This is a genomic window from Candidatus Protofrankia californiensis, from assembly GCF_900634765.1.
Classification (GTDB): Bacteria; Actinomycetota; Actinomycetes; order Frankiales; family Frankiaceae; genus Protofrankia; species Protofrankia californiensis.
Genome location: NZ_CAAAFT010000223.1, coordinates 7361 through 22231, shown reverse-complemented (window position 1 = coordinate 22231; position 14871 = coordinate 7361). Strand labels below are relative to the sequence as shown.

The 14871-nt window shown below is 66.7% G+C and carries 11 protein-coding genes and 1 pseudogene; 3 read left to right on the top strand and 9 right to left on the bottom strand.

Going from position 1 to position 14871, the window contains the following annotated elements:
• The 3 genes from DD1DGNOD_RS12185 to DD1DGNOD_RS12175 form a co-directional block, all read left to right on the top strand.
• Nucleotides 1-854: ABC transporter substrate-binding protein (locus DD1DGNOD_RS12185; protein WP_165036633.1), on the top strand; the 854-nt coding region annotated here is incomplete at its 5' end.
• Between the two features lie 64 nt (nucleotides 855-918).
• Nucleotides 919-2517: an FAD-dependent oxidoreductase gene (locus tag DD1DGNOD_RS12180; protein WP_131770160.1), complete on the top strand. Its 1599-nt coding sequence runs from the start codon at nucleotides 919-921 to the stop codon at nucleotides 2515-2517.
• Nucleotides 2514-2891: a 4Fe-4S dicluster domain-containing protein gene (locus DD1DGNOD_RS12175; RefSeq protein ID WP_131770154.1), complete on the top strand. Its 378-nt coding sequence runs from the start codon at nucleotides 2514-2516 to the stop codon at nucleotides 2889-2891. Before DD1DGNOD_RS12180 ends, DD1DGNOD_RS12175 begins: the two co-directional genes overlap by 4 nt.
• A gap of 70 nt (nucleotides 2892-2961) precedes the next feature.
• Here DD1DGNOD_RS12175 and DD1DGNOD_RS12170 read toward each other — a convergent pair whose 3' ends face one another.
• From DD1DGNOD_RS12170 to pglZ, 9 genes and pseudogenes are all read right to left on the bottom strand, one after another.
• Entirely contained in the window at nucleotides 2962-4011 is a 1050-nt protein-coding gene (locus tag DD1DGNOD_RS12170) for a hypothetical protein (RefSeq protein ID WP_206443120.1), read from the bottom strand.
• A 373-nt stretch (nucleotides 4012-4384) separates the two neighbouring features.
• Nucleotides 4385-5977 (bottom strand): peroxidase family protein, encoded by a 1593-nt coding sequence (locus DD1DGNOD_RS12165; RefSeq protein ID WP_206443119.1) that lies wholly within the window; start codon nucleotides 5975-5977, stop codon nucleotides 4385-4387.
• Between the two features lie 108 nt (nucleotides 5978-6085).
• Entirely contained in the window at nucleotides 6086-7288 is a 1203-nt protein-coding gene (locus DD1DGNOD_RS12160; RefSeq protein ID WP_131766677.1) for a matrixin family metalloprotease, read from the bottom strand.
• A 793-nt stretch (nucleotides 7289-8081) separates the two neighbouring features.
• Entirely contained in the window at nucleotides 8082-9323 is a 1242-nt protein-coding gene (locus DD1DGNOD_RS12155; RefSeq protein ID WP_165034955.1) for a patatin-like phospholipase family protein, read from the bottom strand.
• Nucleotides 9324-9988: 665 nt separating this feature from the next.
• A complete protein-coding gene (locus DD1DGNOD_RS12145; protein WP_131766674.1) occupies nucleotides 9989-10111 on the bottom strand; it encodes a CAP domain-containing protein in 123 nt (40 codons plus the stop codon).
• 19 nt (nucleotides 10112-10130) lie between these two features.
• Nucleotides 10131-10398 (bottom strand): annotated as a pseudogene (locus DD1DGNOD_RS12140) (IS5/IS1182 family transposase); the annotation flags it as partial.
• A 110-nt stretch (nucleotides 10399-10508) separates the two neighbouring features.
• The gene (locus DD1DGNOD_RS12135) at nucleotides 10509-12704 is read right to left on the bottom strand and encodes a DEAD/DEAH box helicase (RefSeq protein ID WP_131770152.1); all 2196 of its coding nucleotides are present in this window, start codon (nucleotides 12702-12704) and stop codon (nucleotides 10509-10511) included.
• Entirely contained in the window at nucleotides 12701-14029 is a 1329-nt protein-coding gene (brxD, locus tag DD1DGNOD_RS12130) for a BREX system ATP-binding protein BrxD (protein WP_131770151.1), read from the bottom strand. Before brxD ends, DD1DGNOD_RS12135 begins: the two co-directional genes overlap by 4 nt.
• A 16-nt stretch (nucleotides 14030-14045) precedes the next feature.
• A partial coding sequence (pglZ, locus tag DD1DGNOD_RS12125; protein WP_131770150.1) for a BREX-2 system phosphatase PglZ occupies nucleotides 14046-14871 on the bottom strand: 826 nt, incomplete at its 5' end.

Here is a 14871-nt window from a genome sequence, read left to right as displayed (position 1 = left end):
CCGGATCGAACCTCGGCGGTCCCGAGGGCTGGGCGAAGAACAACGGTTCACTGGTCACCGCGCTGACGCCCGCCGGGGTGACGAACATCGAGTGGGTGTCCTTCGACAACGGCCCCAAGCTGGCCGCGGCCATGCTGGGTGGTTCCGTCGACGTCGGCATTCTCGGTGATACACCCGCCCTCGTCGCCAGGGCGGCCGGGTTGGACGCCCGGCTGGTGAACCAGACCCGCATCAACCTGGACACCTGGCTGTTCGCCCAGAAGAGCGGCGGCCCGACGAGCATCAAGGACCTTGCCGGCAAGACCGTGGCGACCCAGGTCGGCAGCTACATGTACCGCTATCTGCTCGACGTGCTGAACCAGGCGGGGATCCGGGACAAGGTCACCGTCTCGAACCTCTACACGCCGAACGCGCAGGCCGCCCTGGTCCGTGGCGACATCGCCGCGTATGCGGCGCCGGCGCAGATCGGCCCGCGTCTGGCGGCCGAAGGCATTCCCGTCATCGACAAGGCGTCCGTCAGCCACCACGACCTGTACGGCACTTCGGTAACGATAGCCACCGAGAAGCTGATCGCGGCCCATCCCGACCTGCCCGCGGTGTGGAACAAGGCCAGGGCGGCCGCGGTCATCGACATCACCGCCCACCCGGACGCCTACTACGCCTTCGACGCCGGGGTGCTGGGCCTGTCCGCGGCCGAAGCGCGCGAGATCGACCCGCTCGACTCCTACTCGACCCAGCCCTTCACCACCGAGGGTCTTGCCCTGCTCACCTCGACCGCGCGGTTCCTCTCCGCCGAGAAGCTCGCGAAGAACACGGTCGACGTCTCGTCCTGGCAACTCACCTCGCCATCCTGAGCCGGTTCACCAGCACGAGGAGGTCCGCGTGACCGCGAACACCACCAACGGCTCCCGTCCCGCCATGCCCGCGCCCGAGGCCGTCGACCTGACCACCGACGTCCTCGTCGTCGGTGGTGGCCCCGCGGCCACCTGGGCTGCGCTCACGGCCGCCCGCGCCGGTGCCGACGTCGTCCTCGCGGACAAGGGCTACTGCGGCACCAGCGGCGCGACCGCCGCCAGCGGCACGGGGGTCTGGTATGTACCCCCTTACCCGGCACAGCGCGAGCAGGCCATGGCCAGCAGGGAAGGACTCGGTGGCCATCTCGCCGACCGGCGGTGGATGGCCCGGGTCCTCGACCGGACATTCGAGGGCATGAACGAGTTGGCGGACGTCGGCCGTTACCCGTTCCCGGTCGACGACAACGGCCAGCAGATACGCCGGGGGCTGCAGGGCCCGGAGTACATGCGCCGGATGCGGATCCGGGTCCAGCGGGCCGGTGTACGCATTCTCGACCACAGCCCGGTCAGCGAGCTTCTCGTTGACGGCGTCGGCACGGTCGCCGGTGCCGCCGGATACCGACGCCAGCGCGACGAGGCGTTCCGGGTCCGGGCCGGTGCGGTGGTCCTGGCAACCGGTGGCTGCGCGTTCCTGAGCGGGGCTCTCGGCTGCGACGTGAACACCGGTGACGGGGCGCTGTTCGCCGCCGAGGCCGGTGCCGAGATGTCGGGCATGGAGTTTTCCAACGCGTACGCCATCGCACCCGAGTTCACGTCGGTCACCAAAACCGCCTATTACACCTATGGCACGTTCTTTCACGAGGACGGCAGCGTTCTGGAGGGGGCCGGCAGCCAGCGCGGCCGTTCGGTGATCGCCCGTGCGCTGCTGACGGAGCGGGTGTTCTGCCAGCTCGACCACGCCGACGCCGAGGTGGCAGCGGCGATGCGGCTGGCCCAGCCCAACTTCTTCCTGCCCTTCGACCGGATGGGAATCGACCCGTTCACCCAGAGGTTCCCCGTGACGCTGCTGTTGGAGGGCACGGTCCGCGGCACAGGTGGCATCCGGATCGTCGGTGACGGCTGCTCCACGACAGTGCCCGGCCTGTACGCGGCGGGAGATGCCGCCACCCGCGAACTGATCTGCGGCGGCTTCACCGGCGGCGGCAGCCACAATTCGGCATGGGCACTGTCGTCCGGGACGTGGGCGGGGCGCGCCGCCGCCCGGTACGCCGGTTCGCTGTCGCCATCGGCCCAGCGCCGCCCGGTCGTGCCGGCGGGTGGGGCCGGGCTGCGGCCCACCGGTACTCCCGGCCCGGCCGACGAGCATCGGGAGGTGGTTCGCGCCGTCCAGGCGGAGGTCCACCCGTACGAGAAGAACTACCTGCGCAACGGCGTCCGGCTCGCCCCGGCTCTGGCTGCGCTTGACGACACCTGGTCCAGGCTGCGGCAGTCCCTGCACGGTCATGCCGACGGGGTGATGCGTGCCCGGCAGGCGGCCGCAATGGTCGCGCACGCCCGCTGGATGTACGCCGCGGCCCTGGCCCGAACCGAATCCCGGGGCATGCACAAGCGGGAGGACTTCCCGAACCTGGACGACTCCCAGCACTACCGGCTCGTCACCGCAGGCCTTGACGAGGTCTGGGTGGCTCCCGAATCCGCGCTGACCGCGGCGGTCGCATCATGATCGAATTCGTGTCGCGGGACCGGTGCATCACGTGTGACCGCTGCATCCGGACCTGCCCCACCAATGTGTTCGACCGGGGCGATGACGGCGTTCCCGTCATCGCCCGGCAGGACGACTGCCAGACCTGCTTCATGTGCGAGGCGTACTGTCCGGTTGACGCACTGTTCGTGGCGCCCACGTCATACCCGCTCCCGCCGGGATCCCGACTCCGTGACGAGACCCATCTGGTCGCGACCGGTCTGCTCGGCAGCTACCGCGACAAGATTGGTTGGGGTGCTGGTCGGACACCGGGCGCGCGCCTCGCGATCGGGCCGCCGCTGCGCGTGGAGACCGGTGGTGGAGCTCCCGGCACACCCCGAAACGGGCAATCCTGACACGCCACCCCGGCCCCACGGAGCATTCGACTCGACTCGGGACGGGACGGGTGCACCGTTGGACGTGTCGTCACCTGCGAACGGCCCGGTCGAGCAGCTCGGCGGCCAGCCGGGTCGTACGCTCCCGGGTGGTTTCCGCGAGCAGCGACGCCTGGATCTTTCCGCCTGCCGCCAGGTGCCGGTCGTAGGGGATGGTCAGCACGCTCGCGCCCCCGACCCGCAGGCGCGCGGCCGCCTCGTCGAGGTTGACGGCCACATGGGGTGCGGTGGCCGTCAGGACGATCACGGTCCTGGCCAGCGCTTCCGGGTGGAACCAGGTCAGCATCTTGCGTGTCGTCACCACGCCCTCCGCTGTGGCCGGCGCCACCAGAGCCGTGGCATGCGCCCCGGCAAGCACGGTGCGGGCCAGCTCGCTCGGCATCGTGTCGCAGTCCACCACAGTGATCGCGAAGTACCGGTTCAGGGTCATCGCCACGGACTGGTAGACCACCGGATCGACCTGGGTCTGGCCGACGGGCACCAGCCAGCAGCCGTCGGGTAACGCGACCAGGTGCTCGGCGATCTGCTCGAACGGCATCGAAGGGGCAACAATCCTGGCCAGGTCGCCAAGGGGAAAGCGGGCCGCGGGCGCACCGACCCGGACGGGCAGGGTGCCCAACCCCGGATCAGCCTCCACGATGAGCGCCCGATCGTGCCGGTAGTGCGCGAACGCGGTGCCAAGCAGTGCGGACACTGTAGTCTTGCCCGCGCCGCCTCGGATACTGGTGACCACGATCCGCCGGCCGGTCGTGATCGGCTGCTGGACACGTTGGGCGACCAGCGTCGCCTGGTCGACCTCGTGTGCCACCGAGGAGCCCACCAACTCGCGTAGCGCCCGACCGACCCGCCTGGCGAGCGGATCACCGTGCCACGGCTTGCGTCGGGCGATCAGCGCCGCCGAGTCGACCTCGTACCCCAGCATGGAGCCCACCAGCCGGCGCAGCGCCCGGCCGACCCGCCCGGCGGCCGGACCGCCATGCCGGGCCCTGTGCCTGACCTGCGGTGTGCTGGGGCTGGGACGATCGGCCGGGGAGGGCCTCCCCAGTTCCCGCCGCCACCTTCTGAACGTTCCGAGCCCCATACGCCGGGGAGTCCTTCGCGGCTGAACCTCCAGGATCGACACCGCTTCCGTGGCCTTCACCGTGATTTCCGCGGCTCGGCACTCCCTGTCCCCACCCGAAAGCGGGCCTCTAACGACGCGGCAGGCTTCGCTTCACGCTACGGACCGCTCAGTTGCTTCCCCCACAGGGGCTTTTGACGCTGGGCTTCGACCCGGCCCGTTTCCAGACCGAGCCGCCAGCCTGCTACCGGGCCTCCTGACAGCTACCCGGACCGGACTCCCACCGGCAGGCGACGACAAGCTTATGACAGGCAGACCAGCCGCTCACACGGCGTCACCTCCTGTCTGCTGGGCGCACGAATAGCCGAGGCTAACCGGACAAGATTACTGGTAGTTAGCCGGGAGAGCGCCGCCAATCCCGGCGCGTGAGGCTGACAAAGTACTGTGGCGCGCCGGGTGGGAGGTTGCGCTGGACCAGATCGGAGAGGCGTGTCGGGGCCTCGATCATCGCCATCCCCAGTGGCGAGAAGGTCTGTTCATTAAACACCCGGGAGGCGAGCAGCGGGTTGGTGAGGGCCTGCGAGAACGCGTCGACGCCGACCATCCTCCCCATCAGCGGTGGTAGCGCTGAGTTGGGACGCAGATCTTCGGCGAAGATGCCTACGTAGTACTCGATGCGGTCGACCGTTCCGTACAGGTCACGCAGGGCCTGCTGCACCCTCGCATCAGCTGATATCTGATTGAAGTCGGTCACCCGGGGAAAGCGACAGTTGGCTCGGTAGTCGTTGTAGGATGCGACCTGCACCTCGCGGGCCTGTAGTATGCTTTGGACCTCGATGTCGTAGAGGGTCCCATCGGTGTTGAAGAGTCCGATCCGTCCGGCTGGCTGGTTGGAGGCGTCCTCGAACATCGGGCCGAGGCCCCGACTAGTCAGGATCTCGTTGTTGAACATGGTCTCGCCAACCGGTATTTTCCGTTCGCCGATGTTGAATGTGGACGGAATTAGACTGTGCCAGCGGTAAAGCAGGTTGAATTCAATCGCCATCCAGTTCGGTCGGTACCAGGGCCCGTTCGGGAATGCCGTAGGATCGGCAAAAAACTTGAAGTGGTACGGCGCTATATGGTTGATATATTCCCCGACGACTATCTTGATGAGCAGCACGTTCAGTATGTTCCGGGCGGTGCAGAAGATTCTTTCATCATCCCATCGGGGGTATTCTGCGACCAGCAGTCGGGCAATTCTGTTGTGTTCCCGGAAGAACAGGACGTTGAGCAATCCGAAGCCAACCTGGGTGTTCACCCGGTCACTGCCCATCGCGAAGAGCCTGTTTTTTTGCTCGACCGTAAGCTCGTTGAACTCCACGACGTCGAGCCCCTGGAACTCCGGTTTGATCACACCGTTCTCGCACAGATAGGGCGGAAACTCCTCACCGTTGATGAGCTGGCTTTTGAGCAAACCGTCCTTACCCGAGCGGATCAGCTGGGTCACAGCCGATGTCAGCCCATAGAGCTGGCAGAGGTCGATCTCATGGTTCGACGCGTTCTTCCGTGGATCCTTGGGGACGGAGCGGTCGCTGCGCAGAAATCCATCAGTGAACCACTGAGCAAAATAGGCGAACAACACCGTGGACTTCGAACATACCGTTTCCGGGCCGTTGCGCGCGAGCAGCTTGGCGACTCGTTCGACCGCGGGAACGTCCCTCGTTGCCTCCGGAGCCGGTGGAAGGTGTCGACTATCGAACGTGCGGTCCGTAAGCGAGGCCCATGATGTGTAGGGGGCCATCGTACTGAGCGGGTTCGGCCGGGTTGGCATCTTCAGAATTGCCCGGTTAACGAGGACCCGATTGATCACCCGCCGCAACCGTCTGCTCTTCTGGACCAGATTCCATACGGGGCCGAAGTGGGTGGTGACGTAGGTTTCCAACCGGTTGGACCATCCGTCCCTGGCGGTGCTCCGCCGCCCCATCGGAGCCTGTTCCGTGGTCATCGCGCTCTCCCCCTGATCCAGCCATGGCCCTACCGCATAGTGTGGGTGTGCTGAGCCATGCACCTCGTCTCCCGCACCGCCGCCCAAGACTCATAGATAGCTCCAGGCTCAGTGCCCTTCGATCCGGACGAGAATTCCTTCCAGTCTGCGGGACTGCCCGCGCGTGCCGCAGAACTGGCCGTTCTGGAAGAACCCGGTGTCACCGCTGCCCTGCAGGTGCGCCATGTAGAAGACGTCGAAGTTTGCGGCATCCGGACCGGTAAGTTCGATCGCGAATCCCTCCATCTGTCGGGACTGGCCGCGTGTACCAGAAAACTGCCCGACGGACACGAACGGCATGTCACCAACGCCCTGGACGTGAGCCATGTAGCGCATGCCGAGCCCGTCGACCGCCGAGGCAAAGTCGACCTGAAAACCTTCCACCCGTCGTGACTCGCCGCGAGTGCCGGCGAATTCGTTCTCACGGGTCGCCAGGTCGCCTATATCCTGAACGTGCACGAGAACGTCGAGCGGCAAACCGCGCCGGCCATAGAGCGATCGAGTTCCGCCCAGGTCATCCGGCGTCAGGCTTCGCCGCTCCCCCGGATAAAATGGATTCATCACAGCGCCGGGCTCATTAGAGTGATCAAGCCCGAGAAGGTGGCCGATCTCGTGCAGAGCCACGGTTTCTGTATCAAACACTCCAGAACCCGCGCTCAAGGTCCACTGTTCAGCATTGTCGAAGTGCAGCTTGCCGGCATGCGGTCCTCCGCACGGCGGTGGATAGAAGGCGTGCGCGAGCGTGTTTCCAACTCCGTCAAACGGGTCACCGTCGCCGTGGTCTCCCTCGAACCACCCCACGGTGAAGTTCGGGCGGTTCTGCAGGCCCACCTCCTGGAAGTCCAGGGGAATCTCTTTTTGCCAGGTGGCGAACGCGGACCGGACCGGGTTCTTCTCCTGAGTTCCCGGCAGGTCCGGCGTCGCGCGCACGAATGCATAAGTCAGGGTACGGAAATCGGCCTCGTAGTTGCAGCCACGCAGGACGAACGACGGAGGTGCTCCGGACACTGCTGGTGGTGGTGGTACGTCGGGCACTCCGCAACGCGGCTTCTCGAGTGCCGCGGCGGTCGGCGGGTCCACGACACCGGTCTCCTCCACCCTGGCGAAGGACTGGAACGAGCGGAGCGCTCGCTGCGTGGGCTGGTCGAGCGTGCCCTGGTCAATGGGTCCGGCGAGATGACCGAAGCGCATCAGGTACCGCTGGACCTTGGTAACGTCCGGGCCGGAATCGCCAGCCGAGAGCTCCCGCGTTGCCAGTGCGAAACGCGACATATTTCAATCCCCTCTATCCTATTTAGAAAGATATCTCATCAAACCCGTCAAGCAGTCGACTGCCAAAGAGGTCAACCAACAACTCAAAGCTCCTTCTCTCCGAATCTCCGTCAGAATGTTAATGTTCTTGGTCTCGATGTCAGTGAGGGTGCTGACCGGCCTCCAGACCTGGCTGCCGTTGAAGCAGATCCACGCCACGTCGCTGCCGGTCCAGTGTTCGGTTCGCTCCCAGCAGGGTCACCGCAGCCTTACGTACGTCACACGGCCGCCTTCCCTAGCGCGGATATGACAACAAAGACACGCGACCGCACCTTTACCGTTCTTGACAAATCCCTGGAGAGCCTCCTTCAACTGTCGCGGACAGCAAATAACGGACACAGGTGAGCCTAGACCGTGCTACCGACGACCGCTCGCTCCATGTTCGATTTCTCGCCGAATGCGGGAAGAAAACTGCTCACTGCGGCGATGTCACAATTCTCGCCAAATGAAACGAAATCGTTTTGGTAGGCAGTATATAGGCTTCGGCAACACGTGTATCACTTTGGGTGGCCCGATTGTCACGGTAGATGTGGCCAGCGTCATTGACGCAGGTGGAGGCGAAGTCAAGCTCCTGGCCCGCCGCTACGTCGGCTCCGGTGTCGTTCCGTCTGCCCTGCGCGGCGACCTGAACTATCACCTGTCCCACCAACGTCGAACACTCTACCTGCCCAAGGTCGATGCCGCAGATCGCAGCACTTTCGGGGAGCTTCGAACCGCCCTTTTGCGCGACCCTTTCTGGTTGTTAGTTGTTTCATTACGGAAGGCTTGTTGTCATCCAGAACATGTCCGCCGGGGCCGGCGCAGAGAGAACGGCCTTGAGAAGGTTTTTCGCGTCGTCAGAGCCGAGCTGAATCGCCGCGTCAACGAAGTCGGGTTCGAAGAGCAGGTAGCTGAGCAGATCGTCGCTGCTCGGTCGAGGGCCGAGGAGAGCACGAAGAAGTGCCAGTTCCGGGTCCAACAGGGGTCGCAGGCCGGCCAAGCGATTCGCCAGGACGTCTCCCGCGGCCACGCCCAGGCTTCGCTGCACGGTGGGTCCAACGAACCGGAACCTGACAGTACGGTATCTCTTGTCGCCGACCCGTATTCCCTCCGGCGGGCGCCCGGCATTCTCCAAGATCTCATTGACCATGCGTAGATTCAGGAGATCCTCGACCATCGGGTCGTTGAGCACAGCCTTCAACATCAGAGCAGCGGAATCCTGAATCGCCGGCTTCTGAGCGGGACGGCCACCGACTGGAACCTCGGGGTTGCGGACCGGCTCCGTGCCGACCACCAGCACCCGATCGGCCCCCAGCGCAATAGCCGGCTTGATGGGCACGTTCAGTCTGACGCCGCCGTCTACAAACCAACCGCGCCGCATCGCGGGTGACAGGAAAACCGGAGGAAAGAACACCGGTATAGCAGCGGATGCTCTTAGATGCGCCGCCGTTATGTTTTCATGGACATAGTCGATACTCCGAGCCGGATCGTCCCGCAGACCAGCTGCGCGGCGGCCGTCGGCAAAGACCACTGTACGCCCCTCCGGGTACAGCGTCGCTGCCACGGCAACCGCCTCTACGGTCCCGCTCCCGAGATTCCGCTGCAAGCCCCTCCAAACCTCCTGCTGGTTCTCGAGCGTCGCGAGCAGAGGTGTCGTATCCAGCAGGCTCCTGAGAGGCGCTGAACCCGTCAGACGCCCTACTAGGTCGCGCACACCCGCAAGGGCAAGACTTGGCACGATCGGCCGGAAAACCTGCCTTCTGCCCGTCCTCCGCCAAATATCAGCTATAGCGGCGGCCGCGTCTGCTGGTGCCGCGTCGGCATAGGCCGCGAAGAGCACAGCGTTGAGGGCGCCGGCACTGGTACCAAGGAAGATACTCGGTGACTGTCCCCACGCCTTCAGGGTCGGCAGCAGCTCTGAAAGCACCCCCACCTCGTACGCACCTCGCGCACCCCCACCGGACAATACGACCGCAACCGGGCTCGGTTCGTCGGACTCTATCATTGTCACGTTCACCCCCTACCCACCCGTTCAAAAAACTATCCAGTATCGACATACTGCCGCCCGAGTCACAGAACCGCAACAAGGACGATTCGACTCCATCTGGATATGCCGTCTCACCGTCTCACTGATAGGCATGCCCGGCAACCCGAAGCGGGGGAATACTTACAATTTCCGGCTTTCATAACGAATTCTTTACCAGTGCGACAACACCCCTCTCATCCGACGGAAAATCGTTCTTGGCGAAGAGTGGGAGCGGCTGGACCAGATGGTGATCCACCCGACGGCGGTCCCGCCGCCGCCCGCGGACGGTCCCGGCCCGCGGCCGGCTGGTCGCCTGGTGACCGGCGCCAAGGCGGCGGCGGTGCTGGCGCGGCGGCGGAACAGCAGGACGTCCCGGTCCAGGACGGGACCGGCGGCCCCACCGGTCTCCTCCGGTACGACGCGGCCGGCGTCCGGGCGTCGTCCGCGACCCGGCTGCTCCGCCGCCGGCGGGAGTAAGCCCACGACCGCCTGCGGGCCGCCCGGCGTCAGGGGGCCGCCAGGTCGACGCGGATGTCCGGATCGTCGTCCGGTAGGAGCAGGACCTGGTCGTCGCTGCCGGACCGCCAGCCCGCTGGCAGCAGGAACGCCGGCGCGGCGGTTCCGGAACCGATCCGGTACCGGTCCGGGAGCGGCCGTCAGTAGAGCTTGCCGAAGTTCTGCGTCCAGTAGTGGCGGTAGCTGCCGCCGGTGGCGTAGCCGACGCCGATCAGCGTGGTGCCGCATTCCAGGATGTTGCGGCGGTGGCCCTCGCTGTTCATCCATATCTGGACGGTGGCGGCGGCGGTCCATCACCATCGCCTCGATCACCTCATCGTCCGAGGCGCCGGTATAGGCCTGCAGGATCAGGGCCAACGCCAGATGCTGGCGGTACCGGTGGCTGCCCCTTGGGACTGTCGAGGTAGACCTCGGCGAGCTCGGCCTGGAACGCCTCGTCGAACAGCACATGCCGATACCGGCGCAGGAACACGAACGGCTTCGCCAGCCGCACCAGACGGATCACGGTCTGCTCCGTGACCGAAGGCTCTACCGGTGGGCGCCACCCCAGGACGCATCAACCAGCACCTTCCACCCGGGCAGGCACCCACCACCCACCGACCCGTGCTATCTACCACGAGCGTCACGCCGTCGCAGTTCTCGACGAGTTCATCCGACACTTCAATGATCACCGCCCGCACCAGGATCGCGACCACCGTCTGCAACATCATGGATAGTGGCCCGCAGGGACGCCTGCACAGCTGCCGGATCGGCGAGGCGTTCGGCGAGGGTCTCCTGGGCGAGTTCACCTGGCACCGCCGCGGAGAACTTGAGCCCTTCCACCGCGTCGTCATCGATGGCCGGGCGGGCGAAGACAAGTTCCTCTGATCGCCGGTCGACCGTCTTGCGGATATCCGCGGCCGTGACATGCGACCGAAGCCGCACGCGGAGATCCCCGACCGCGGCGTCCGGATCCACCAGTTCACCGAGACCGGCGGCCAGGGCGGAGTTGGCCGCGAACCCGGCGAAGGTCCACCACACCGGTCCCTTGGCTGCGTCCCGGACGAGATACGTGCGCTCCCCCGGCTCGTCGCTGACGAATGAATATTTCTCCCGTAGCTCGTCGAGTGCGTCAGCAGCTCGGCGAGATATCGTGATGTCTGCTGTCTGCCCGGCAAGCACGTCGTGGTGGGCGCGGGCCAAGGCGTGGGGCATGGCACGGCCGTCGCTGTTCCAACGCGAGCGCCCGCGGTGCTCGCTCGGCTCCACCCAGACCCGCTTTTTCCGCCAGTCGACGTGATCGACCTTCCAGGCCCGGCCCCCGAGCAGGACGACCCGCGGCCCGTCCTCCGGTCGGGCTGCGAGCGCGATGGGCGGAAGGTAGCCGAGCGTGCCGCGCCCCCAGACGACCTGCAGCATCGGTTCGCTGGTGAACGTCGACGTCAGATCGAGAAAGAAGCGTCGCCCGAATTCCGCCTCCGCGCGGGGGCCGATGGATACCAGCCCGCCGGAGTCGATGACGAACTCGGACGCGGCCAGATGCGCCAGCACATCCTGCGCCCCCGGGATGTCTGCGAGCGCGCCGAGCCATTCCCAGATGTCGCGGCGTACGAGGTGGCCTTCTTGGAGGATGAGTCCGAGAATCTGCTGGGCGACAATGTGGCGCGGCAGCGCCGGCGGGATGACAGGTTCGACGTATCCGCGTTGCCACAGCAGCGTGAGCGCCGCGGCGAGCCAGAGCGAGTTCTGCGATGTCGCCAGGAACAGGGTGTTTCTCCGGACTTCGGCGCGGCGGCCGGTCCGCCCGAGACGCTGGAGAAATGAGGCCACCGTTGCCGGGGCACCGATCTGGATGACCCGGTCCAGGTCACCGACGTCGATCCCGAGTTCGAGAGTGGACGTGGCCACGATGACGCAGTTGGTCGAGGTCGCGAAGGCGGTCTCGGCCTGGCGTCGTTCGTCCCTGGACAGCGACGAGTGGGACACGTGAACCCGAACGCCGAGCTCACGCAGCGCGACGGTCAGCTCCTCGGCCTGGCTTCGGGAGTCGCAGAAGACCAGCCTCTTCTCGCCCTGGTGCAACCGGGCGATGACCAACGCGGCGTTGCCGACCGAGCCCACGTAGTCGAGCCCGACCTCGGGAGCGGTTGTCCCAGCGCCGACCGCCTCCACAGCGGTCGTCTCCGCACCGATCGCCCGGCCCGACGGTGCGCTCGTATCATCAGCAGGCTTGACGACTGTGCGTGGCCGGGTTGATCCGTTCGCGAGCCAGTCGAGCAGCGCGTCCGGGTTTCCGACGGTCGCGGACAGGCCCACCCTCTGTATGGGGCGACCGGTGAGCCGGGTGAGTCGCGCCAGCACCCCGAGCAGGTGCCAGCCACGGTCGTCACCAGCGAACGCGTGTACCTCGTCGACAACGACGACGCGCAGGTCGACGAAAAGCCACCGATGATCGACCCGTGCCGAGAGGAGCATCGTCTCGATCGACTCGGGCGTGGTCAGCAGCACCTCGGGTGGATCAGCGGCCAGCCGACGCTTCACCGAGTCAGGTACGTCGCCATGCCACACTGCGGCCCGCCGGCCGAGCCATCCGCACATCGCGGACAGTCGTGGTTCGAGGTTGTTGAGCAGGGCCCGCAGCGGACAGACGTACAGTACGGACAGCCCACGCCAGCCCTCTCCGGCCATCCGGGACAGCAGTGGCAGCATCGCAGCCTCCGTCTTGCCACCCGCGGTGGGCGCGAGAAGCAGCGCGTCATGGCCTGCGAGCACCGGCCGGATCGCCGCCTCCTGCAACGACCGCAACGCAGGCCATCGCAGGCTGTTCACGACGTGATACTGGACAGCCGGATCCAGATCGGCGAAGGCGCTGTTCACAGCCGCAGGTCGATGTCGTCAACGGATGTCGCCGGCGGCGGCTGCGGTGCTGTGGGCATGGCCGCCCGTTCGGCGTCGGTGAGCTCGCCGGCGGCCAGCCGTACGACGTAGTCGCGACGCGGGTCGAAGGTCGGGAACTGGTCCACCCGGTCCAGTACATCGACGAGCTTCTTGACGAAGATGCGCGGTGCGACCCCGACTCGCCCGCCGAACTGACCGGCCACGGTGTCGGCAAGCGCGACGACGTAGCCCTCGTCCACTGCCGCGGCGATTCGCTGCGGCTCGGCGCAGCCGGCACTGTACAGCTCCCGGATCCTGCCGCCCAGATCCACCAACGATGCCCGGGTGAAGCCGGGGAGCCGTAGTTGCACCGCCCGCGGGTTGTCGTACGCCGGATCCGCCAGGAAGTCGACATGCAGCCGCTGCGCGAGGGGCGCGAGCCGCTGGGCCCCCTGCGGCCCGTCGAAGAACGCGGGAGTTCCAGTGATCACAAGCATGAGTCCGGGAAACCGTCCCGCGTCCACGTCGTCAATGAGCTGACGCAGCGCGTTGAGGGCCTTGTCACGCACGTCACCGCGCACCCGCTGCAGGGTCTCCACCTCGTCGAGGACGACGACGAGTCCGGTGTGCCCGCTGTCGGTGAGGACCGCGAGCAGCCCCTGCAGGAAGCCCAGCGCCCCGTCATGGTCGAGGTCGCCGCGTACTCCGGCGGCACGCTTCACCGACGCGGCCACGTGCGGCTGCCCGCCCAGCCAGGCGATCAGCCCCTCCGCGACCGCTGTCTCGCCCACGGCCACCGCCCGCCGGTAGGCACGCAGGGCAGCCGAGAAGGACGGGGCGACACGCCCGACAACGGCCAGCCGCTGCTCCAACAGATCCTCGGCTCCCCGCGCCAGTTCGTCCTCGCCGACCTCACCCCCGGCAAGGACGTCCTCTTCCAGCGCGAAGATCCAGGAGTCGACGACCGGACGCAACGCGCTGGGCCCGAACTCGGCCGTCGAAAGCCGTTCGGCGAGCCGCCGGTAGACGGTTTCGAGCCGGTGCAGCGGCGTCTCGTTCTCGGAGATCTGGATCTCGGCAGTAGCGAAGCCGCGCCACTTGCCCTGTTCCGCGAGCCACCGGGTGAAGAATGTCTTCCCCGCGCCGTACTCGCCGCGAACCGCCCTGAACGTCGCCTGCCCGCGTGCGAGCCGGTCGAAATCCTCACTGACTGCCGAGGAGAACCGGTCCAGGCCGACCGCCAGCACGTCGAGGCCCTGTTGCGGCACCGTGCCCCGGCGAAGCGCGTCAACCACCTCCTGGCGGCGCTGCTCGGAGATGGTCACGAGACGGCGTCCGAAATCACGCCAGGCCGGCCTGGGTCTTCAACAGAGCCGCATTGAGCCGCACGGTATCTCCGTCGATTCTCAGCACCTCATAGCCGTCGATGTTGAGTACCCGCTGCGCAGCCGCGATGTGGCTGCCGACGCGCACCTCGGGCACGTCGAGCGCGCGGGCCACCGCCGCCCGGGTGGCGGCACAGCCGCGTTGGTCGAGCGTCCGCAGCAGTGCCACGAGCCGGTCCGCGGGCATGGTCCCGCGGCGCATCCGTGCCAGCCGCGCGACCATCACGTCACTGCCGAGCACCCGCTCGACCCACGTGTCCGCGACCACCTCGGAGGCGTCGAACAGCGCGGAGGCGTCGAACAGCGCGGGGGCGGATGACTCCGCCGGCACTGCACGTGCGGCGGGCTTGCCCCTTCGGGGGGACGGCTTCGGTGTGCGGGCCGCAGCCGGGGCGGAGGCGGCCTCCACCCACCAGGCAGGCGCGGCATGATGGACGGGCGTCCAACCGGGCAGCCCGAGTTCGGCACGGCCAAGAAGCGCGAGCGGGATCACGACCTCCTGGGCGCTTGCGCCGCCGTGGTAGCCGTTGCGGATGTCGGTGTAACGCAGCCGCTCGTTCCAGGCGGCGACGATCCGACCGTTGCCCAGCAACACGCGCGGGCCGGTCAGCTCGACCTCGTCATCCCCGGGGGGCTGCGCCGACGATCGCCACCGGGCTCCGCCGCTGTCGTCGGCCGACAGCCGGGAACCGCGCTCGTGGACGTGCCCGTGGTCGCTGACCAGGAGGACGACGCGGTCGGATTCGTGGGCGACGGTCAGCAGGTCAAGGAGGCGATCCACC